Genomic DNA, 21,354 nt, shown 5'->3' with positions numbered 1-21,354 from the left:
ATCTCCGCTTGTTTAAAAGGAAAGTTACCGTGATTTTCAAAGAGACTTATTTAGGCTCGAGCACACCACGTTCAATGAAATTGTTAATCCAATATTCATATTGTTCAACATTTTCCTTCGTGCTGTCATTCTTGAAAATGTTAATTGCCTTAAGCCCGTTGCCTGTGGTCACATCAAGCTGAAACTTGTCCAGCGTCTTAGCCACCGTCATCTTCAGTTTATTCGCCGCTGTATACGGTGAATTAGGATCCAACGACCGCTGAAGCTGAAAATTACCATTCTTCGTTGGAACAAAGCCTAAATCAATTAACGTAAATCGTTTTAAGTTGGACCCAATTCGATAAGTCTTAGGATCCCCTTGAGCCGATCCGGTTGAAGCTAAAGCCATGATTACCAAACCTCCTGAGCGTGAACCAGCGCGGTTAGAAGTCGGAGTGTAAGTGGCCTCAGGCGTGATGGCCGGGCTTTGGCCATTGCGACTGAGGTCCTTACACGCAGACTTCTGCGCTGGAGAACGCGTTAATGTGAGCGTGAGCCGGCGCGGGTAGAAGTCGGAGTGTAAGTGGCCTCAGGCGTGATGGCCGGGCTTTGGCCATCACGCCTGAGGTCCTTACACGCAGACTTCTGCGCTGGAGAACGCGTTAATATGAGCGTAAAACGCAAGACACGTGCATTATGAACACGCTTAACTACCCATAAGTTTAGCACATCACGGGATTGCCCGAAAAGTGTCTTCTTTTCCATCGCTTAGCTTCACAGTGCCCTAACGAGTCTCAAGATGATACTGCCTACTTTTCCGAAAGCTACCGACTCGTTTGTTTGGCAGTTAACCGTTTAATAATCGGCAGCAGCGTATCAATAAACGCCTGGATATCATCCGCAGTCGTCTGCCCGCCAAAAGAAACGCGAATTGATTCACCCAAACGCGGACTATCACCGCCAAACATGGCCGTCAAAACATGAGATGGCTCCAGTGATCCCGCTGTGCAGGCTGATCCGCCAGATACCGCAATCCCCGCTAAATCCAGATTCGTTTGAAGCGCATAAGTCGAAATCCCTTTTAACCACAAATTGAACACATGATTGACATTGTCCGGCCGAATATCGCCATTAACCGCATATGGCACCTCTGCATCATCTAGAGCGGTCATAATCTGTTGCTTAAAGCCGAGATATTTGCTTTGGCGCTTAGCCTTTTCCTCAGGCGTAATCAACTTTACGGCAGAAGCGAAACCGGCAATTCCGGCGATATTTTCGGTGCCAGCACGCCGTTTGAGCTCCTGTTCGCCACCTTTTAAAAGCGCTGGGAACTGAACTTTCGGATCGCGATACAAAAAGCCAATCCCTTTTGGACCATTAATCTTGTGAGCTGAAACACTCAGCATATCAATGTGTTGTGCGTTGACGTCAATATCAAGCAAGCCATACGCCTGCGTTGCATCGGTGTGGAACCAGGCTTGATGGTCAACCAGCCGTGCACCAATTTCACTAATCGGCATCCGACTGCCGACCTCATTGTTACCCATCATGATGGTGACCAAAATGGTGTCGTCATCCAGCGCGGCATCAAAATCAGCTAACCGGATACGCCCGTTCTCATCCACAGGCAAATAGGTAACGCGATAACCTTCTTTTTCAAGGGCCTTTAACGGCTGTAACACAGAGGGATGCTCAATCGCCGTGGTAATAATGTGTTTACCTAATGACGCATGCGCATGTGCCGTCTGGGTGATAGCGGTATTATTACTTTCGGTTGCCCCACTGGTGATCACAATCTCGCCGGGTTGGGCATGAATCGAGTCCGCCAAAACTTTCCGGCTTTTGTCCATTACCGTGTGAGCTTCCCGGCCAAACCAGTGAGTCGAGCTGGCGTTGCCAAAATCATGTTGCATTTGATCCGTCATGGTCTGAATGACTTCAGGAGCCATCGGTGTGGTGGCAGCATTGTCGAGATAAATGTGTTGCATTACAATCACTCCTAATTATGCTGTGATCGTTGCAAATGACTAAAGAACTGTAACAACATCGCAGCACTTTGCTCCCCTGCTTTGATCACAAATTTGTCGAAATCAACCCCAGACTGCTCATCAGCCACATCGCTCATTGCCCGAATAACAACAAACGGGGTGTGAAATTCCTTGGCAACCTGGCCAACCGCTGCGCCTTCCATCTCACTGGCAAGCGCTTGTGGATAAATTTTCAAAATTCGGGCAATCGCCTCTTTGCCATTAATAAACTGATCGCCCGAAACAATCAAGCCGACTTTTGACGTCAAGCCGGTCGCCGTCGCAGCAGCTTGAATCTGGCGCACATAACTCATGCCGGCTTCAAAAATCTGCGGCTGTTGTGGCAACTGCCCCGGCAAATAGCCAAACGCGGTCGCATCCGCATCATGATAAGCCACACCGCTTGAAATCACAACATCACCGATCGCCAAACCGCGACCGATACCACCGGCACTGCCAGTATTGACAACAACATCCGGCTTAAAAGTCGCTAACAGCAAGGCAGTCGTCATCGCTGCTTGTACCTTGCCAATTCCGGATTGTACCAAAATAACATCAACACCATCTATTTGGCCTTCAAAGTAATGCTGGCTGGCAATCACCGTTTCTTGCTGATGAGTCTGTTTAGCCAGTAACGTCCGAATTTCTTCTTCCATCGCACAAATAACCCCGACCTTAATCAAAAAATCGCCTCATTCTTTCTTTAAATTAATGTCGTGAATCTGATCATAAACTTTCCTGATCTTATCAGCGTCTAAGTTAGACAAAGTATAAAACCAAAAAGACGATCACAATCAAACCGACAACAATACCGATTGCCCAATTCAAACGTTTCTTGAGACTATTCACTTTACGAAAAGTGACGTCATCAAACCGGGCTGCGGTTACTTCAGGCTTTCCCCGTTTCTGCCGCGCATAGGCCTTTTCAACCTCAATCCGTTTGGCTTCACGTTCACGAGCCGCTCGTTGCGCTTTTTCCTGCTCCTCACGGTATGCTTTGCGTGTATTAACCTCTGCCATAATTCCCCTCCTGCAGCTGCCAATACAACAAGGCGAGCAGCGTTTTACTGTCACAGATTTGGCCATCGTCAACTGCCTGTTGCGCTTCACTTAGCGTTAACCAGCGATGTTGGACAAATTCATCTGCATCCTGATCCAAATGATGCTCAGCGGTTGTGACGTGACGCGCTAAAAAAAGTGCCATGGTTGCATCGGAAAAACCGAGTGACTGAAAATAACTTGCCAACGGTTGCCAGTCGCGCGCCTGCATCCCGGTTTCTTCATTTAATTCGCGCTGGGCAGCTGCTAATGGCATCTCGCCTGGCGCAATCTTGCCAGCGGGAATCTCCAACGTCAGCTGCCCGACTGTTGACCGAAATTGACTCACGAATAAGGCGCGCTGATCTTTGAGCGCCAACACGCCGGCCGCTGGGTGCGCCCGGACAATCTCACGTTTAGCCGTCTGCTGGTTATCCAATTTAACCGTCAGTTCATCAACCGCAACTAAGTGACCGGTAAACAAGCGTTGCTGGGCAATTGGTTTTTCTTCCACCATGATCGCCTCCTGTTAAAATAGTGTCGTTATTCGTCAATGCTCTTAAGTCCGATTGACGATCAGTTTTTTTAGCCATGTCATCAGCTTACACCAGCAGACAATTTGGTGCTTGTTCTTAACAAAAAATTTGCGAATATCCAACTTACGGCTGATAGGCAAGGTACAAGGGTGTGCTAAACTAAACTCAAACGAAAGAGGAAGTGATCTCGTGGCCACAAGCAAACGTATTCGCACTTGGCGAATCATACTCTGGGCCGCCATGGGTGCAGTATTAGGTGCTTTGTCCGGACGATGGCTCATTGCCATTTTTGTCGGTGCCGTTTTCGCATTTGCCCGCTTTATCGGTGAATTGAGTCGGCCCAAGCCAAAATCTGCCAGTCTGCCAAGTTTAGATCCCAAAATGGCGGAACACTATGCGGCATCTGGATTAAGTGAAGAAGAAATCAAACTTTTCAGAAAGACGATGGCCGATCTTGCCGAGCAAATTCGCACGATTGAAGCCTTAACCCAACAAGTCCCCAAATTACGGGCATTAACCTTAAACACTGATTTAGTCGATTTACTCCACGCTTATTTTGAGGCCCTAGTTCAGGCACCGCAACGCTTGACCGATGCGGGTACCTTCGTCTATCAACAAGTGCCAAATCTGTTGGATCTCATGCAAAAGTATGCTCAAATTACCCATCATGAGGTTAAAACCGCGGACACTTATGAAACGCTTGATAAAGCCTTTGAAACCATGACGAATATGGCTGGCAAGATTCGCACTGATTACCAAGCCTTCATTAAAGACGACTTAGATGATCTCGATAGCGATGTGCGCTTAGCTAAAAAACACCTTGAACCCGAAAAAACTCATGAAACGGAGTGACCAACGTGAGCGATGATAAACAAACCAATTTGACGGATGATTTATTAGCTGATCCGTTCAGCACAGCAACAGACGCCACTGCCGAGCCAAACATCCCAGAAGCGACGACAGCTAAACCTAAGTTGAATCCGGAACAGGAAGCCAAAGCACGGGATTTAGCCAGTAAAATTGATGTCACAAAAGGTGAAACCGTGCTTAATTACGGTGCCGATGCTCAAAAGCAGCTTGGCGTCTTTTCCCAAAATATGCTGACAAAAGTCCAAAGTCAGGATACCGGTGCAGTCGGTGATGCCTTAACCAGCTTGATGACACGTTTAAATGAGGCCAACCCCGATGAGCTAAAAGCAGAAAATAATAATATTTTCCGCAAAATCTTTGGCCGTGTCAAGCGCTCGATCTACGAAATTACGGCTAAGTATCAAAAGATTGGCGCGCAAATCGACACCATTGCCAATCGCCTTGAGACTTCACAACAAGGTCTGTTAAATGACAATAAACTTTTGGACGAACTTTATGACCAAAATAAAGCCTATTTTGATGCCCTGAATATTTACATCGAAGCGGCCAATCTCAAAATCGCGGAGTTAAATGAAAAAACGATTCCCGAAGCAGCCAAAGCCGCAGAAGCCGCTAATGATCAAATGGCGATCCAACAAGTCAATGATCTCAAGCAATTTGCCAGCCGGTTGGAAAAACGTGCGTATGACTTACAGTTGGCGCGCCAAATTACAATTCAGCAAGCACCGCAGATTCGCCTTATTCAGAACACCAATCAAGCACTGGCAGAAAAAATTCAGGCCAGCGTCAACACAGCAATTCCGCTATGGAAGAATCAGGTGGCCATCGCCCTGACGCTTTTACGGCAAAAAAATGCGGTAACCGCCCAACGTCAGGTTTCGGAAACAACGAATGATCTGCTCAAGAAAAACAGCGAAATGTTGAAAATCAGCTCAATTGAAACTGCCAAAGAAAATGAACGCGGCGTTGTCGATATCGAAACATTGACCCAAACCCAAAACGATCTTATCGATACCTTGAAACAAACCTTGCAGATCCAACAAGACGGCCGTCTAAAACGCCAAAATGCCGAAAAGCAGTTAGTACAAATGGAAGGCGAATTAAAGCAACAATTATTAAACTACACGCACGGCAGTATGAACGAACAAAATCCCAAAGACGTGACGCCACACTAAGTTAAATCTACTCAGTCGCCATTGATAATTGCGTCAATACTTTGAAAAAAGCCTGTGATCATACGATGATCACGGGCTTTTTGCGTATAGTTGTACGATTCAGCAATTATCAGTTCTCATCACCGAATTCATGCCTGCGTTTGTGTGCGCATCTGCCACATCCGATAACCCGTCAAGGCCAGAGCTAGGCAGCATAAGGCAGTTGCAACCCAAAATGACACATGCATACCGGCGATGAACACATTCGGCTGACCCGTCAGATAAGTCGTCACCTTGCGTCCGGCAGTATGACTCATTGAGGAAAATAGCACCGTGGTCGCACTCGAAATGCCGACAACCATGCCCAAATTACGTGCCAAGGCATTCATCCCGCCAGCAATTCCAAGATCTCGCGGCGCCACACTCGACATCACGACTGTATTATTTGGCGCTTGAAACAACCCATTACCAAAACCAACCAAGCCGATCATCAACGCGACAAAAACAAAAGACGTTTGTAAATTAAACAATGCATAGCCGATCTGACTGCCAACAATAAACAACAAGCCGACCATGGTAATTCGATAAGGTCCGATCCGATCCGCAATTGAACCGGCTACAGGTGCCACAATAACCTGCACAATCGGAAAAATCATCAACAAGTACCCGGCTTTTTCCGGTGATAACCCACGCGCATTTTGCAAATAAAACGGCGAAATCACGTTAAAAAAGAAGTTGGTTACGAAAATGAAGAATGCCGACAACAAGCTCAGTGTAAACGCGCTGTTACTGAATAATTTAAAACTAACCAAAGGATCATTTTTGTGTCGTTCAATTTGTACAAATGCAGCCAACGCAATCACGGCGATTACAAATAACCCAAGAATCAGCGGGTCAGTAAATCCGCGTTCCTGACCCAAAAAGATCCCCATAAAAAGCGTGAGAATGAACGCCAGAAAACTAATAAATCCTGACCAATCGATTGGCACCCGCTTACTTGGCAAATCTTTTGGCAAGACGACTGTTCCCAGAATAAGTGCAACAATCCCAATTGGAATATTAATCCAGAAAATATAACCCCATGGCAGTTGACCAAGAATCAGGCCGCCGATTCCGGGTCCGGCAATGGCGCCGATCGAAACAAATGAACCAATCAATCCCAGCGCCTTGCCACGTTCATTCATCGGGAAAATTTCCGTCACGATGCCGTTATTATTGGCCATGGTCATAGAAGCACCGGTCGCCTGCACAATTCGCGCCGCCAGTAATAACGCCAAACTATTATTGAAACCAGCAAAAAGCGAGCCGATTAAAAACAAAACCATGCCAATTCGAAATACTTTGATTTTACCGATCGAATCGCCAAGTTTGCCAAAGAACAGCAACAAGCCGCAGATCATCATCAAATAAATGGAAACAACCCATTCCGCTTGATTCATTGGAATGTTTAAATCGCGACTCATGACCGGCAGCGCAATATTGACAATTGAACCATCCAATGTCGACATAATGGTAAACATCCCAATTGCCGTGATGATCCACCACCGGTTTTTCTGAACTTTTTGATCCTCAATGTAATTTTTCACATTTTCCGCTCCTTTAATAACGCCTAACTGAGTCATTATACGCCGACTTTGGTTACTTTTTCAAAGGACTGTTGAACATATTTACAAAAGCAAAACGCATTATTTACATCAAAGTGGTCAAGTCTTTACACACAAATCGTATCCTAAAGTTATTCAAGTATTGGAGGGAAAAGTAATGAAGCATTCGAAATTGTTAGTCGGTTTGACCGTGGCCTTAACTGCCACTTTGGTATTAACGGGTTGCGGGTCAAAATCCGCCAGCAGTTCAAGTTCATCCAGTTCAGCACCGGCAAAACAAAGCAAAATTCTAGCGGTCGGATCCACTGCCTTACAACCGCTGGTGGAACAGGCCGCGAAACAATATCAGACAGATAATCCAAAGGCGGAGATCACTGTCCAAGGCGGTGGTTCCGGTGCCGGCTTAAGCCAAGTGGCAGCCGGATCGGTCACGATCGGTAACTCGGATATTTTCGCTCAAGAAAAGAAAGACTTGAAGGCCGATGATCTGGTGGATCACCAGGTAGCGGTCGTTGCCATTGCGCCGGTGGTCAACAAAGATGCAGGGGTTAAGAACATCTCAACCCAGCAATTGATCGATATCTTCCAAGGCAAGATTACGAACTGGAAAGACGTCGGCGGCAAAGATCAGCAAATTGTTCTGATCAATCGTGCGCAAGGTTCAGGTACCCGGGCAACCTTCGAACAGTTCGGGATCAAGACCGATAAAGTCAAGACCAGTCAGGAACAGGATTCTAGCGGTACCGTTTATCAGATGGTCTCCTCAACTCCCGGTGCTATTAGCTATCTAGCCTTCTCGGCAATTAAAGATGGCGTCCAAAAGCTGGCACTGGATAAAGTACAACCAACTGATAAGAACGTTACAACAAACACCTGGAAGATTTGGGCTTACGAACACATGTACACCAAAGGCAAGCCGAATGCATCGACTGCCGCATTTATCAACTATATCCAGTCCAAGAACGTTCAAAAGACCCTGGTTCCAAAGTTAGGCTATATTCCAATCACCAAGATGACCGTTGCTCGGACTTATGACGGTAAGATTGAAGAAGTTAACAAGTAACCTACCCAGCATCACCAAATAAAAAGCAGCATGTATACAAAAACCGCGATCAACGCACTGATCGCGGTTTTCTTATTGTCCTATAAACTTGAGTCGTCAACATTAAAAAGCAATCCTGACAGCCACAGACGTACTTGCTAGGAAGCATTACTAGCTTGTCACCCAAAGACAGACTGTTCGGATTGCTTTTAATGAATCACGTCACACGATTGAACGAGAATTTATGCATGATCCTCAGTGTCGGGTTCGTGATGGATCGTGACATTTGCTGCTTGCGGACCCCGCGGACCTTCGACAATGACAAAATCGACTTGTTCACCGGGCGTCAGACTTTTAAATCCAGACTCATTGATCGCCGAAAAGTGGACAAAAATGTCAGGCTGCCCTTCAGCTTCAATAAACCCATAGCCTTTATCGACGTTGAAATTTTTGACCCGTCCTTGCATCATAGCCTCCGCTTACTTATCAAATCCGTTTGCTGCCGCTTCAGGATAATTAGCTTCAACAATCGCGGCACACCGACTGCATAATTCCGGCAATTTGGGATCTGTGCCGATATCGGTTCGTACCATCCGGCAACGTGGGCAAACCGTTCCTTTGGCATGTTCAACGACAACAGCCATATCCTCAAAATGTTCGGCATTTTCCGGCGCCTTCGCCTCAAGTGGCGCTACTTCAAAGTGACTGGTAATCAGCAATTGCATCACATTGGCTTCAACATCATCGAGCATGTCGCGTACCGGCTCCGTTGGGTAAACTGTTACCGCTGCCTCCATGGACTTACCAATTACCTTGTTGTCACGGGCAACTTCCAAGGCTTTTTGAACTTCGGAACGAAAATCCATAAACGCTGCCCAGATATCTAAGAGCTGATCCTCATCAGCAAAGTGGGTCACATCTGGCATGTCGGATAACGCTGCGTATGCTTGTTTCTGCTTAAGATACGGCCAAACTTCTTCGGCAGTATGCGGCAGGATCGGCGTCAACAACTTGGTCAAGTCCAGCAATGCGGTGTACATAACCGTTTGCATGCTGCGACGTTTAGGATCGTTTGCAGCTTCAATGTATACCACATCCTTGGCAACATCGAGATAAAAGGCACTTAAATCGTTGACCAGGAAACTGCTGATGGTTTTCTCTACCGTAGCAAAGTCGTAGGCATCATACGCTTCTTTGACTTTGGCGATGACCTGATTAAGCCGAACCAACAAATAACGATCCACTGAACCTAGCTGATCATAGGCAACCACGTCTTTTTCCGGATCGAAATCGCCGGTATTGGCAACCATGAACCGGAGCGTGTTGCGGATTTTACGATAGGCTTCTGACGTCTGAGCGAAATTATCGACTGAGACCCGAACATCAGATGATGAATCAACAGTTGCAACCCAGAGCCGAATGATCTCAGCGCCAAACTGCTTTTCAATGGTTGACGGCACAATCGTATTGCCCAAGCTCTTGCTCATCTTCCGGCCTTTGCCATCAAGCGTGAAGCCTTGTGACAAAATCCCGCGATACGGCGCGATTCCGGTTGCAGCAACACTGGTAATCAAGCTGGAGTTAAACCAGCCGCGGTATTGATCGGAACCTTCCAGATATAAGTCAGCCGGGAAGCTCAATTCAGGACGTTGTGCCAAAACAGCTTGATGCGATGAACCTGAGTCAAACCAAACATCCATAATATCTTTTTCTTTAGTGAACTTGCCATTTGGGCTGTGCGGATTGGTGTACCCATCAGGTAAAAGATCCTTGGCCTCGCGTTCAAACCAGACATTGGAACCATATTTACCAAACAAATCCGCTACATGATTGATCGTTGCTTCTTCAATAATCGGCTCACCGTCTTCTGCATAGAAAATCGGTAATGGGACGCCCCATGCGCGCTGGCGGGAAATGACCCAATCGCCGCGATCACGAATCATATTGTACAGCCGCGTTTTGCCCCAACTCGGTTTAAAGTCAACAGTATCAATGGCCTTCAAAATCTGATCACGAAAGGCCTCAATTGATGCAAACCATTGGGTAGTGGCGCGGAAAATAACCGGCTTTTTGGTGCGCCAATCATGCGGATAACTATGGGTGAAGAAGTCCAACTTCAGCAAGGCGCCTTTTTCGTCCAAAGCTTTCGTGACGAGTTTGTTGGCATCATCATAGAAGACGCCTTCAAAACCAGGGGCATTTTCATTCAGGTACCCTTTGGCATCAACCACTGAAATAACCGGCAAGCCATATTTCATTCCGACCTTATAGTCGTCTTCCCCATGACCAGGGGCAGTATGAACCAAGCCAGTCCCGGCATCAAGCGTAACATGATCCGCATTCATCACTAGACTTGTCCGATCATACAACGGATGCTTGGCTGTCATCTTATCCATTTCAGTGCCTTTAAAAGTCTTTAAAATCTTAGGTTGTTCCCAGCCGACTTCTTCAGCTACCCGATCAAGCAACTCGGCAGCAACGACATACTTATGCTCGCCAACTTGCACCTGGACGTAATCGAAGCGCGGATTGACTGCAATGCCGTAGTTGGCAGGAATGGTCCAAGGCGTTGTTGTCCAAATAACAAGTGACGTATCTTGATCCAGGATTCCTTTGCCATCAACCACCGGAAAGGCAACATAAATCGAAGGTGATTTGTCATCATGATACTCAATCTCAGCTTCGGCTAGCGTCGATTCGGATGACCATGACCAATAAACCGGCTTTAAGCCATGATAGATGTAACCTTTCTTCGCCATGGCACCAAAGACCCGAATTTCACTGGCTTCATAAGCATGTTGTAACGTAATATACGGATGTTCCCAGTCACCCATGACGCCAAGCCGCTTGAAATCAGTCCGTTGCTTATCAATTTCCTTCATCGCAAACTGCCGGCATAACTCGCGATAGTCGGTCATTGACATTTCCTTGCGTTTAACGCCTTGTTTGGCCAACTGTTGTTCAATTGGCAAACCGTGCGTATCCCAGCCAGGAACATAAGGTGCCCGGAAGCCATTCATCGACTTATACCGAACGATAATATCCTTACTGATTTTATTAAGCGCATGCCCCATATGAATATTTCCGTTGGCAAACGGTGGGCCATCATGCAGCATAAACGTCGGCTTGCCTTCATTTAATTTCTGCCGTTGCTCGTAAACGTGGTCTTCATCCCACTTTTTTTGCCAAATCGGTTCATTTTTAGGCAAGCCTGCTCGCATTGGAAAAGTCGTCTTGCCCATGTTCAACGTATCTTTAATTTTCACGTGTCCCGCTCCTTTGTTAATTGAATGAAAAAAGCCCGCCCTATATTAGGACGAGCAAACGTGGTACCACCTAACTTCAGGGAACAAGTCCCCCTCAGTGATTGCTTAACGGTGATCAACCGGTCTCGCTTAGTTATTCGGCGAGACAACTGCGAACTGATATCATTCAGCGGTACTTATCAGGCTCACACCTATTCCTGACTCGCTGCAAAGGGGACCGGCAAATGACGCGTGTTCATACGTTATTGTGCATTTTGATCAGTTGTAACATCGGTATCGGCACTTGTGGTTGCGCTTGTTGACGCTTCTGATTCGGAACGCTCCGAATCCGCCGGTGCCGGCGTTGCAGTTGCCGACTCGGATGTTGCACTTTGGTCATCTGGGAAAATAATCTCCGTATACGCATCAGCACCGGAAACTGCTCCACTAGAGTTTACGAAACCAGCCTGCGAATTGTCAAGTGCTTCTTGACTTGGATCCGTGGTATCTGCAGCTTCAGGAGAACTGGACAGTAATTCTTTCCATTCCGGACTTTTCACAACTTCCAACTGCGATTCCAGCATAACCTGTAACCGCTGACGGAAAACCCGGCTCTGGCGTTTCAAATCCTCTGTTTGAACAGAAATGTTCTGACGCTTAAGTTCGGCATCATGCAACGTCTGCTCGGTTTGCGCCTGGGCTTGGTGGACTTTCTGATCAGCATCAGCCTTAGCACGGTTGAGGATCCCCTGAGCATCTTGTTGCGCCTGCTGCTTGATCAAATCGGCTTCTTGATGCGCACTGTTCTTCACCTTTTCAGCGCTTTCTTGAGCCACAATGATTGACTGATTCAAGGCTTCTTTCATATCGGTGAAGTAACGGACCTTTTCTTTTGCATCCGCTAATTCCTTCTTAAGCCCCTCATTATCCTTGATCAGGCTACTATAATCCTTAACGATCTGCGCAAGAAAATCATTGACCTCATCCTTGTCATAACCTCGCATCTTGCTGCTAAATTCTTTATTGTGAATGTCCAGTGGACTTAAAGCCATAAATAGTCCTCCTCCTCTAGTGAACGTGCGCCAACCGCTTGTCAGGCCGGCATACGCGTGATCATGAACGTACTTTAGCTTATTGATACGTCCCTCATCAGGCGCTGATTGCTGCAACCTGTTAAAAAGTTGCCGCTATCGATAAACCAAGCGCATTGAACCGCCTACGATACGGTTTACTTATGAATCACGGCAGCAGAGACACGCAATTTACCTTTTTTGCTTTCACCAAGTATCGCATCTAGTCGCAATCGTCCAAATCCACGTACTGAAATAATATCAGAAGTGGCGACCTCAGCGTCAGGTGCATCGTTTTCGCCAAAGTTCAGCCGGACTTTTCCCGCCTGAATTAGCATCTTGGCCCGCTGCCGTGACATATTGAAACCGTGGGCCACGATGGCATCCAACCTCAGTGCACTAACTGAAAAGCTGATGGATTCCCAGTCATTTTCAGGCGTAACGGCAGCGGCTAACGGATAGTCCGTAAAATGAACCCCGACACGCCCGATCTTGGTGATATTACTCATCACCCAATCTTCCATATGCGCGGCAACAAAAAACTGCCAGGTACGCCCATCCGTCACAATATCGCCGAAAACATCCCGATCAAGCCCGGCATTTAACAATGTTCCTTGAATCGTACTGTGATGCATTTCGGCAAACTTTTCGGGATACACCACTTGTAAAAGCCGAATATCAAAATCAGCTGGCTGAGCGGCAAAGTAGTCCGGTGCAAAAATCAGCCGTTGCCGTTCAGCATGCGGATACCCGCCGAAATGTACCAACTTCATATCATCATGTGCATTGATCAGGCTCGCAGCAATCAACCGCTGCCTAGGATCGGTAAAATCGGTTAATACTGCCCGATACTCAGTCCGCGCAGTTTCGATTAATTCTGCAAAATGATCAATCAATGCTGCTTCATCTTTGCGAAAATGTTGATAGATGGCATCCATGCTTGTCACCCAATTATTTGAACAAGTATCAGAAACAACCGCGACCATCCAAACTTAATCAGCGAAAGCACGAAGAACGCCAGGATTGGCGAAAGATCAAGTCCACCAATAGCAGGAATGATACGGCGAAAGATACTCAGAAACGGATCAACCCACCGGCCTAACAAACGGTCAATGGCGGTTCCTTGAGCGTTTGGAAACCATGAAATCAGGATATAAATAAATACCATGATCATGTATAAATAAATCGCCCAATCGCCGACTCGAAATAATGCATAAAGAAAATTAAACACTTGACACCTCGTTTATGGTTGCGATGAGAGATTCAAACCATCGGAATCAATGGTACTAGCCAATGAACCATCAATTTCAAAATTGGCTGGCGTGACTAAGAAAATCGACTCACCAATCCGCTTAATCTCACCATTAATCGCAAAAACAGTCCCAGTTAAGAAATCAACAATCCGCCGTGCATCATCGGCCTCAATTCGATCAAAGTTAATGACGACCGCGCGATTGTTCAGTAAATGCGAACCAATCTCTTTGGCATCTGAATAAATCCGCGGTTCATACACAACGATTTTGGCAGTTTTACCAACCGGACTATTCATTGATACGACTTTGTTGCTACGATACTGGCCATGATTTGAAGGTTCCTTAGGTGCAGCCTGCGTTTGTTCGTCTTCTTGGTCCTGATATTCATCTTCGTCATCCATGGCAAAGAAATTGTTGAATTTTTCCCCTAACTTTCCAAACGCCATGTTTCATGACCTCCTGACTACTGACGCCGCCGTTGTTTAAAGAATGGCGGCTGATCATCGCTTCCTGCATCGTCTGCATTGGTTTGATTCTCGAAAATATCAAAATCTTTCTTCTTAACGTTGTTCATATCATCTGCACTCGGGGTCTGGCGCTTGCTTGGTTCCCGCCGCAAATCCCAATTACCAAACGGATCATCATTTTTAGGGGCTTGATCGGCAGACTGTTCATGCCCGCCGAATGTTGGCCGATACGACCCGTTTGACTGGGTCTGATCAGTGTTACGATTGGCAGCGGCTGGCCGGCGCGTTGTTTCGCGGCGCTGGTCTTCTTCTTCGATACCAGTGGCGATCACGGTTACCACCACTTCATCTCCGAGCTCTTCATTGATGGAAGTCCCAAAGATAATATTGACATCATCTTTAGCTGCATCCGCAACGATTTGTGAAGCATCCTGCGCCTCAAACAAGCTGAGATCCGGGCCGCCGGTAATGTTAAGCAGCACCTGCTTAGCCCCACTGATATTAACTTCCAGAAGTGGGCTGGAAATCGCTTTTTTAGTCGCTTCAACGGTGCGATTTTCACCAGTTGCACTGCCGATCCCCATCAGCGCCGATCCTTGATTAGCCATAACCGTTTTTACATCGGCAAAATCAAGGTTAACGTAGCCTGGACTTGTAATCAGATCCGAGATACCTTGAACCCCTTGCCGTAAAACATTATCCGCAGCATGGAAGGCTTCCAGCATCGGCGTTTTTTTGTCGACAATTTCTAATAAACGATTGTTGGCAATAATCACCAAGGTATCCACATGCTCTTTTAACTGAGCAATCCCCTCAGTGGCGTTTTTAGCACGCTTAGGGCCTTCAAACGTAAATGGGCGGGTAACAACCCCAACGGTCAGCGCACCTTGATCTTTGGCAATTTTGGCCACAATTGGCGCTGCCCCGGTTCCGGAGCCGCCGCCCATCCCGGCAGTCACAAAAATCATGTCGGCACCTTGCAATGCTGCCCCAATCGCCTCTTCACTTTCTTCAGCCGCCTTTTGCCCAATCTCCGGGTTGGAACCAGCGCCCAAGCCGCGCGTCAATTTCGGTCCGAGCTGGATCTTGGTTTCTGCGTTGCTGGCATTCAATGCTTGCAAATCGGTATTGGCAGCGATAAATTCAACGCCTTTGACATCTTCTGCAATCATGCGATTAATGGCATTACCGCCTGCACCGCCGACACCGATTACTTTGATGTTGGCACCTTTTTCACTTTGTGCGTCCATTTGAAAATCCATTCGTGTTCCTCCTAGGATCGAGATTTATTCAAAGAAATTACCAAAGAACCGGCGTAAAGGAGATGGTTCCTTAGATTTTGCTTTTTCGGGTTGTTTATCAGGTTTGCGCTTGGCAGAACGTTGATTCTCCGGTGCCGCCGGGGTTTCTTGTTGCGGCCGTGCCGGTTGCGTTGGCATTTGCGCCCCATCAACCATAAACGGTGTTGGCAAAACGCTTGAAACAAGCATTTCAATATCCGTCATTTCAGCGGCGTACTTGATGAGCGCTAACCCTTCAGTAAATGACGGATGGCGCAGGCCCATATCTTCCGGAATAAACCGTTTAACCGGTCGCTCTAAAATGTCCTGGGCTAACTCGGTGACACCCGGCAGTGCGGTGGTGCCGCCGGTAATGACAATCCCACCCGGCAACTCAAGCGCATTAACCGCATCCAGTGCCTTCTTGAGTCGCTTGAATATCTGAGCAACCCGCGCTTCGATAATTTCAGACAGATATTTTTCCGAAATCATGGCCGGATCATGCTTGCCGACAACCGTAACCGGAAAAGTCTCATCTTCACTGGTAGCCAGAGAATCCGCATTTCCATACTCGCGCTTCAATTTCTCGGCATCGGTAAAACTGGTATTCAACACCACGGAAATGTCTTTGGTGATGTATTCCCCGCCTTCTTGATCCACCGAAGTGAACTTGAGCTTACGGTCATGAATCACTGCTGCCGTGCTTTGACCGCCACCCATATCAATCAAGACGGTGCCAAAGTCCTGCTCGCCATCCGTTAACGCAAGCCGGCCAATAGCCAGTGGTGAAATAACCAAGCCGCCAACTCGCAAGCCGGCTTTTTCGATGGCCTTTTTGGTATTATGAATCACAGTTTTAGGAACTGTCAGCATAATACCGCGCATCTCCAGCCGAACACCCAACATCCCACGTGGATCTTTAATGTCATCAAAGCCATCAACGATAAATTCGGTTGGAACCAGCGATAATGTTTCACGCTCAGGCGGTAGATTACGCACTAATGCTGCCGCAGCAACACTGCGCACGTCTTTATCGGAAATTTCTTTGTTTTCCTCGCCGACCGCAATCATCCCCGAAACCTGTTCAATCTGCAGCATATTAGCAGGGATGCCAGCTACAACCCGATCGATCTTGATATTTGCCTTGTCTTCAGCTTGGGCAACGGCCGCTTGAACCACTGCGACTGCCTTATCGATATCAACGATCACCCCACGACTCACGCCTTCAGACCGCTGACTTCCCACACCAATAACATTCATTTGTCCCTGTACTGCTTCGGCAACAATGACTTTTATTGAGGTGGTTCCGATATCAAGTCCAACGTAAATACCTTGATTATCCATGTATCGGGAACCTCCTTGTGTAACTTTTTAATTAACTCAATTTTCATATTAAAACGGTGCCATCATCAGTGTAACACACTCATTTTCTGATGAGAAAACGATCCTTACAAAATCAGTCATTTGACGACTTTTCGCTACTAGAATACGGTCGCCAAAATGCTCCCACTTCCAAATCAACCACGCCTTTTTGCTTAACCTGTGAAACAATCGCCGGATAATACTTGATTTTCTTGGCAATGGTGCGCGTATCGGCAATGATGCGATAACCGTCATTCATGTTGAGCGCAATCTGGTTAGGATTGGCATCCCCGCGACTGGCGTCAATTTCCGAGATATCACGCCGAATGGCAGCAGGGAACTGTTTAAGTAACGTAATCATTTGTGGTAACTCTTTGGCTGTAAACCCGGAAAAAACCGGATAAGTCGTGACTGGCGTTTGGGTTCCGGCGGCTAACACTTCCCCCGTAACCAGAATCTTGTGGTACGCGTGTTTTTGATAAACATACCCGACCGTCTGATATTCGCTGGTTTTAATAATAATACGATTGAATCCCTTGATCGTCAGGCTGGCTGTTTTAATTTCTGGTAAAGATTTCTGCACCCGCTGCGCAATGGCATTTTTATGAAATGCCACACTCAACATCAAGTCATCGTCTGATAATTTAGTCGCGTTGATGACCTGCTGATCCGGAACCGTTGTCACGCCTTGAACACTCACAAGTCCGACTTTGGATAGCGGGCTGGCAAAATAGCCAAAAACCCCCAGCAATAGCAGCAGGGGGAGCAGAATCAAAACAAGGTTCTTCACGAGTTTACGGCGCCGCAACGTCTGGATCTTCGGGAGATTAACATCCAACTTCGGTTTTTGGCGCCGATCATGACGCGGCGTCTGCTGCTGGCGTGCCTGGTATTGTTGCCACGGCGTCAGCGGATCAGATTGCTGTTCTTTTTTTCGGAGCCAAGCCAAAGTCATCACCCACGTTTCGTAAGTAGTGTTGTCATCACCGCAATCAATTGATCACTTGCATCAGGCACGCCCAGTCTTTTGGATGCCTGTGCCATTGCAGCGCGTTTTGCATCATCTTCCATCAAAGTCACAACGCGCTGGGGAAAATTCTGATTCAATTCTGGTTCGGTAATGGTTAATGCCGCACCTTTTTTGGTTAGGCTTTGTGCATTCAGGTACTGATGGTGGTGGGTCACATTCGGGCTGGGAATGAGAATTGCCGGGATCCCCAGTGCTGTAATTTCAGCAAGTGTGGTTGCACCGGCGCGACTAATCAACAAACCGATGTCCGGTAAAATCGATGGCATGTCATCAATGTACGGAACGACCTTAATAGATGCCGGTAACGCTGGCAAGCCCGCATTAATGGCGTCATAGTGACTGCGCCCAGTTGCAAATAACACTTGAAAGTCTGCCTTAGCCCAAACAGGCAACGCCGCAACAGCTGCCGCATTAATTTTAGGGGCACCGCGCGAACCGCCAAAGATCAAAAGTGTTCGTTTATGCGGATCCAGTCCAAAATCTTTAAGCCGGTCATTGGGCTTTAAGCCGGCAACCTGTTGTGCCCGCGGATTACCGGTGACAACGACTTTCTTAGCCGGAAATGAGGATGCAACTTCCGGAAAGACAATCGCCACTCGATCGACAAAATGGCTTAAAAACTTATTCGTCACCCCAGCAACCGAATTGGACTCATGGATCACCGTGGGAATATGCAACCGTGCCGCAGCATATAAAATGGCCCCTGAAACATAACCGCCAGTCCCCACGACAATATCAGGCTTAAAATCTCGCAATAACTTTTTGGCTTGACCGAGACTGCCGATAAACTTTTTGACCGTTGTCACATTGCTTAACGAAAGGCTGCGCTTAAAGCCTTGCAAGTCCAGGGTTGCAAACTTCAAGCCGGTTGCCGGTACGATCCGACTTTCCAAGCCTCTTTGCGTGCCCACGTACAAAACATCATCAAGTTTGCCTTCTGCTTTTAGGGCTTCAATCAAAGCTAAAGCCGGATAAATGTGGCCGCCGGTACCGCCACCAGAAATAACCAGCCGCATTTAATGACCCTCGCTTTCAAGATTTTGCTGTAGGCTATGAACCGCCTTGATGAAATCATCGCCGCGCACTTCAAAGTTAGGATACTGATCCCAACTTGCTGCTGCTGGCGAAAGCAAAATCACATCGCCGGGGCGGCTGGCTTCATAGGCCAATGGAACCGCCGTCATGACATTCTCGGTTTTTTGAACCGGGACACCGGCATCTTTAGCAATTTTTGCCATTAATGATGCGGTTTGACCGAATACGACCATGCTTTTGACGTGCTTCTTAACGAGCGGGGTTAAAGCATCCATCGGCAAACCACGATCAAGCCCGCCTGCCAACCAAACAATTGGTTGCTGGAATGCATTCAAGGCTACGGTTGCCGCCTCGACATTGGTTGCCTTGGAGTCATTGTATACCCGACGCCCATTGATCGTTTCCAAATATTGAATTCGGTGTTTAACGCCAGAAAAAGTCCGCAGTACCTCACGAATTGCGTCATCACTCACACCTTTCAGTTTGGCCGCGGCAATGGCAGCCAAGGCGTTTTCGATATTGTGCAACCCCGGAATCTGCAGGTCACTGGCAGGCATAATCTTGTCACCATCGAACGTCAACCAGCCATCAATTAACGAAGCCCGTGCACCAGCGGCCTGTTTGCGCGAAAACGGGACAATCTGGGCTTGACTTTGCTTTGCTAACTGGTGCATTTCGGGAAGATCCCAGTTCATGATAAAGTAATCATCCGGCGTTTGATTCATCGTAATGCGCATTTTCGCCGCAACGTAATTAGCGCGGTTGCCATGCCAGTCCAAATGAGCCTCATAGATATTCGTTAACACTGCGATATGGGGATGCAAGGTCTTAATGCCGCAGAGTTGAAAACTAGATAGCTCAGCAACAATAGTGTCTTCTTTACCTGCTTTTTGTGCCACCTGACTGACCGGAATGCCGATGTTCCCAGCATCAAACGCATGGTGAGGCCACTGTTGGTTTAACATTAACCCGATCAGCGTGGTCGTCGTTGTCTTGCCATTCGTCCCGGTAATGCCGATCCACTCTGCTTCGGATACCTGAAAAGCTAGCTCCGGCTCAGTAATAATCGGCAGGCCCAATTCTTGCGCGCGCTGAACCATCGGATTGCTGTATGGAATACCCGGGTTTTTGACCATCAACTCAAAATGCTCATCTAACAATTCAACTGGATGGCGTCCGGTAATCACGCGCATCCCGTCTGCCAACAACTCCTGAGCCTCTTTGTTGTCATCGAACTGCTTCTTATCGTTGACGGTTACCAAAGCCCCTAATTTATGTAGTAAGCGCGCTGCATTGACGCCGCTTTTTGCCAGTCCCAATACAAGCACCTTTTTATTACGATAATCCGAAATGTTTTTCACAATCGTTCCTTCTTTTTATAGCTTGATTTTATAGGAAAAATACCAGATAAACACAGCTTGCGATCAGTCCAACCAGCCAGAAGGTCAAGTCAATCTGCCACTCGGACCAGCCTTTCATTTCAAAATGATGATGAATAGGCGACATGAGGAAGATTCGCTTGCCGGTTAATTTGAATGAAGCAACCTGCAAGATCACACTGGCTGTTTCAATCACATAGATGATCCCGATCAATAATAACGACCATTCTCGATGAAGCAAAATGGCAACAACTGCCAGCATCCCGCCTAATGCTAAGGATCCCAGGTCGCCCATGAAAATCTGGGCCGGTTTATGATTGAACATCAAAAATCCAAGCATCGCGCCGACAGTCACCAGACAAATAATCAACACGTCAACGCGGCCTTCACGAACCGCAATCACTGCATACGTTGCAAACGAAATGGTCGTCTGTCCGGCAACCAAGCCATCCAAACCATCTGTCAGATTAACCGCATTACTAAAACCAACGAGCCAAAAAACAACGAATATCACATAAAACCACGTGGCATTGACATTACCTAAAACCGGAACCCATAACGTATGATCAAAGCCTTCGTGAAAATAAGCGATCAGAAAAATGACAGCGCCAAAAATCTGACCGGCTAATTTTTGCCACGCCTTCAAGCCTTCATTACGATGGTGCACCAATTTCTGGAAATCATCATAAAATCCTAACAAGCCATAAAGAACCAAAATAAATAAGGAAATCCAGACACTCAGCGTTAGTTGGTGCTGCCAAATGCTGACCCAAATAGCCGAGATGATGATCGCAGCAATGAATATCAAGCCGCCCATCGTTGGGGTGCCTGATTTCTTTTCGTGCCAGCTTGGTCCTTCTTCACGAATCACCTGGCCTTCTTTCTTATACCGCATGTAACCGATAAAAAGCGGCATAAACATAATGGTAATGGCAAATGCCGAAACCATTGGAATGAGCATTTGAGCAAGTTGCATGACTATC

At 47.1% G+C, this 21,354-nt stretch carries 21 protein-coding genes; 3 read left to right on the top strand and 18 right to left on the bottom strand.

Annotation, left to right across the window (positions count from 1 at the left end):
- Positions 1-46: 46 nt before the first annotated feature.
- From ACWP87_RS00260 to ACWP87_RS00240, 5 genes are all read right to left on the bottom strand, one after another.
- Complete coding sequence (locus ACWP87_RS00260) at positions 47-388, bottom strand: DUF1831 domain-containing protein (RefSeq protein ID WP_005708322.1); 342 nt, start codon at positions 386-388, stop codon at positions 47-49.
- A 415-nt stretch (positions 389-803) separates the two neighbouring features.
- Positions 804-1,967, bottom strand: coding sequence for a cysteine desulfurase family protein (locus ACWP87_RS00255; RefSeq protein WP_014569595.1), 1,164 nt, complete (start codon positions 1,965-1,967; stop codon positions 804-806).
- Between the two features lie 11 nt (positions 1,968-1,978).
- Positions 1,979-2,689 carry a 5'-methylthioadenosine/adenosylhomocysteine nucleosidase gene (locus ACWP87_RS00250; RefSeq protein ID WP_014569594.1) on the bottom strand — a complete coding sequence of 237 codons (711 nt, stop codon included), beginning with the start codon at positions 2,687-2,689 and terminating at the stop codon, positions 1,979-1,981.
- Positions 2,690-2,765: 76 nt separating this feature from the next.
- Complete coding sequence (locus ACWP87_RS00245; RefSeq protein WP_014569593.1) at positions 2,766-3,026, bottom strand: hypothetical protein; 261 nt, start codon at positions 3,024-3,026, stop codon at positions 2,766-2,768.
- Positions 3,013-3,558, bottom strand: coding sequence for an NUDIX hydrolase (locus ACWP87_RS00240; protein ID WP_029607112.1), 546 nt, complete (start codon positions 3,556-3,558; stop codon positions 3,013-3,015). Before ACWP87_RS00240 ends, ACWP87_RS00245 begins: the two co-directional genes overlap by 14 nt.
- A gap of 211 nt (positions 3,559-3,769) precedes the next feature.
- Here ACWP87_RS00240 and ACWP87_RS00235 point away from each other — a divergent pair, with 211 nt between their 5' ends.
- Both ACWP87_RS00235 and ACWP87_RS00230 read left to right on the top strand, forming a co-directional pair.
- Entirely contained in the window at positions 3,770-4,432 is a 663-nt protein-coding gene (locus ACWP87_RS00235) for a 5-bromo-4-chloroindolyl phosphate hydrolysis family protein (protein ID WP_005685595.1), read from the top strand.
- Positions 4,429-5,625, top strand: a complete 1,197-nt coding sequence (locus ACWP87_RS00230; RefSeq protein WP_005710088.1) for a toxic anion resistance protein — start codon at positions 4,429-4,431, stop codon at positions 5,623-5,625. The genes ACWP87_RS00235 and ACWP87_RS00230 overlap by 4 nt, the downstream gene beginning before the upstream one ends.
- A gap of 128 nt (positions 5,626-5,753) precedes the next feature.
- Here the strand turns inward: ACWP87_RS00230 and ACWP87_RS00225 are convergent, their stop codons facing one another.
- Positions 5,754-7,190, bottom strand: coding sequence for an MFS transporter (locus ACWP87_RS00225; protein WP_005713821.1), 1,437 nt, complete (start codon positions 7,188-7,190; stop codon positions 5,754-5,756).
- Between the two features lie 175 nt (positions 7,191-7,365).
- Here ACWP87_RS00225 and ACWP87_RS00220 point away from each other — a divergent pair, with 175 nt between their 5' ends.
- The gene (locus tag ACWP87_RS00220) at positions 7,366-8,271 is read left to right on the top strand and encodes a phosphate ABC transporter substrate-binding protein PstS family protein (protein ID WP_005685590.1); all 906 of its coding nucleotides are present in this window, start codon (positions 7,366-7,368) and stop codon (positions 8,269-8,271) included.
- Between the two features lie 221 nt (positions 8,272-8,492).
- Here ACWP87_RS00220 and ACWP87_RS00215 read toward each other — a convergent pair whose 3' ends face one another.
- From ACWP87_RS00215 to mraY, 12 genes are all read right to left on the bottom strand, one after another.
- Entirely contained in the window at positions 8,493-8,717 is a 225-nt protein-coding gene (locus ACWP87_RS00215; protein ID WP_005685589.1) for a cold shock domain-containing protein, read from the bottom strand.
- 12 nt (positions 8,718-8,729) lie between these two features.
- Positions 8,730-11,516, bottom strand: coding sequence for an isoleucine--tRNA ligase (ileS, locus tag ACWP87_RS00210; protein ID WP_014569592.1), 2,787 nt, complete (start codon positions 11,514-11,516; stop codon positions 8,730-8,732).
- A gap of 242 nt (positions 11,517-11,758) precedes the next feature.
- Positions 11,759-12,547, bottom strand: a complete 789-nt coding sequence (locus ACWP87_RS00205) for a DivIVA domain-containing protein (RefSeq protein ID WP_014569591.1) — start codon at positions 12,545-12,547, stop codon at positions 11,759-11,761.
- A gap of 176 nt (positions 12,548-12,723) precedes the next feature.
- Complete coding sequence (locus tag ACWP87_RS00200) at positions 12,724-13,503, bottom strand: YlmH family RNA-binding protein (RefSeq protein WP_014569590.1); 780 nt, start codon at positions 13,501-13,503, stop codon at positions 12,724-12,726.
- A 5-nt stretch (positions 13,504-13,508) separates the two neighbouring features.
- Positions 13,509-13,796, bottom strand: coding sequence for a YggT family protein (locus ACWP87_RS00195; protein ID WP_014569589.1), 288 nt, complete (start codon positions 13,794-13,796; stop codon positions 13,509-13,511).
- A 12-nt stretch (positions 13,797-13,808) separates the two neighbouring features.
- Positions 13,809-14,264, bottom strand: a complete 456-nt coding sequence (locus ACWP87_RS00190; protein WP_005685583.1) for a cell division protein SepF — start codon at positions 14,262-14,264, stop codon at positions 13,809-13,811.
- Between the two features lie 17 nt (positions 14,265-14,281).
- Complete coding sequence (gene ftsZ / locus ACWP87_RS00185; RefSeq protein ID WP_005685582.1) at positions 14,282-15,547, bottom strand: cell division protein FtsZ; 1,266 nt, start codon at positions 15,545-15,547, stop codon at positions 14,282-14,284.
- 24 nt (positions 15,548-15,571) lie between these two features.
- Entirely contained in the window at positions 15,572-16,909 is a 1,338-nt protein-coding gene (gene ftsA, locus ACWP87_RS00180; RefSeq protein WP_014569588.1) for a cell division protein FtsA, read from the bottom strand.
- A gap of 112 nt (positions 16,910-17,021) precedes the next feature.
- The gene (locus ACWP87_RS00175; RefSeq protein ID WP_014571303.1) at positions 17,022-17,876 is read right to left on the bottom strand and encodes a cell division protein FtsQ/DivIB; all 855 of its coding nucleotides are present in this window, start codon (positions 17,874-17,876) and stop codon (positions 17,022-17,024) included.
- A 5-nt stretch (positions 17,877-17,881) separates the two neighbouring features.
- Positions 17,882-18,973, bottom strand: coding sequence for an undecaprenyldiphospho-muramoylpentapeptide beta-N-acetylglucosaminyltransferase (gene murG / locus ACWP87_RS00170; protein ID WP_014569587.1), 1,092 nt, complete (start codon positions 18,971-18,973; stop codon positions 17,882-17,884).
- Positions 18,974-20,353 (bottom strand): UDP-N-acetylmuramoyl-L-alanine--D-glutamate ligase, encoded by a 1,380-nt coding sequence (murD, locus tag ACWP87_RS00165; RefSeq protein WP_014569586.1) that lies wholly within the window; start codon positions 20,351-20,353, stop codon positions 18,974-18,976.
- A 28-nt stretch (positions 20,354-20,381) separates the two neighbouring features.
- Positions 20,382-21,347 (bottom strand): phospho-N-acetylmuramoyl-pentapeptide-transferase, encoded by a 966-nt coding sequence (mraY, locus tag ACWP87_RS00160; RefSeq protein WP_014569585.1) that lies wholly within the window; start codon positions 21,345-21,347, stop codon positions 20,382-20,384.
- Positions 21,348-21,354: the final 7 nt, after the last annotated feature.

The sequence above is a fragment of the Lacticaseibacillus sp. 22 genome, assembly GCF_055413445.1.
Note: the sequence above shows the minus strand (reverse complement) of the source record. Positions and strands in the feature narration are given on the sequence as shown.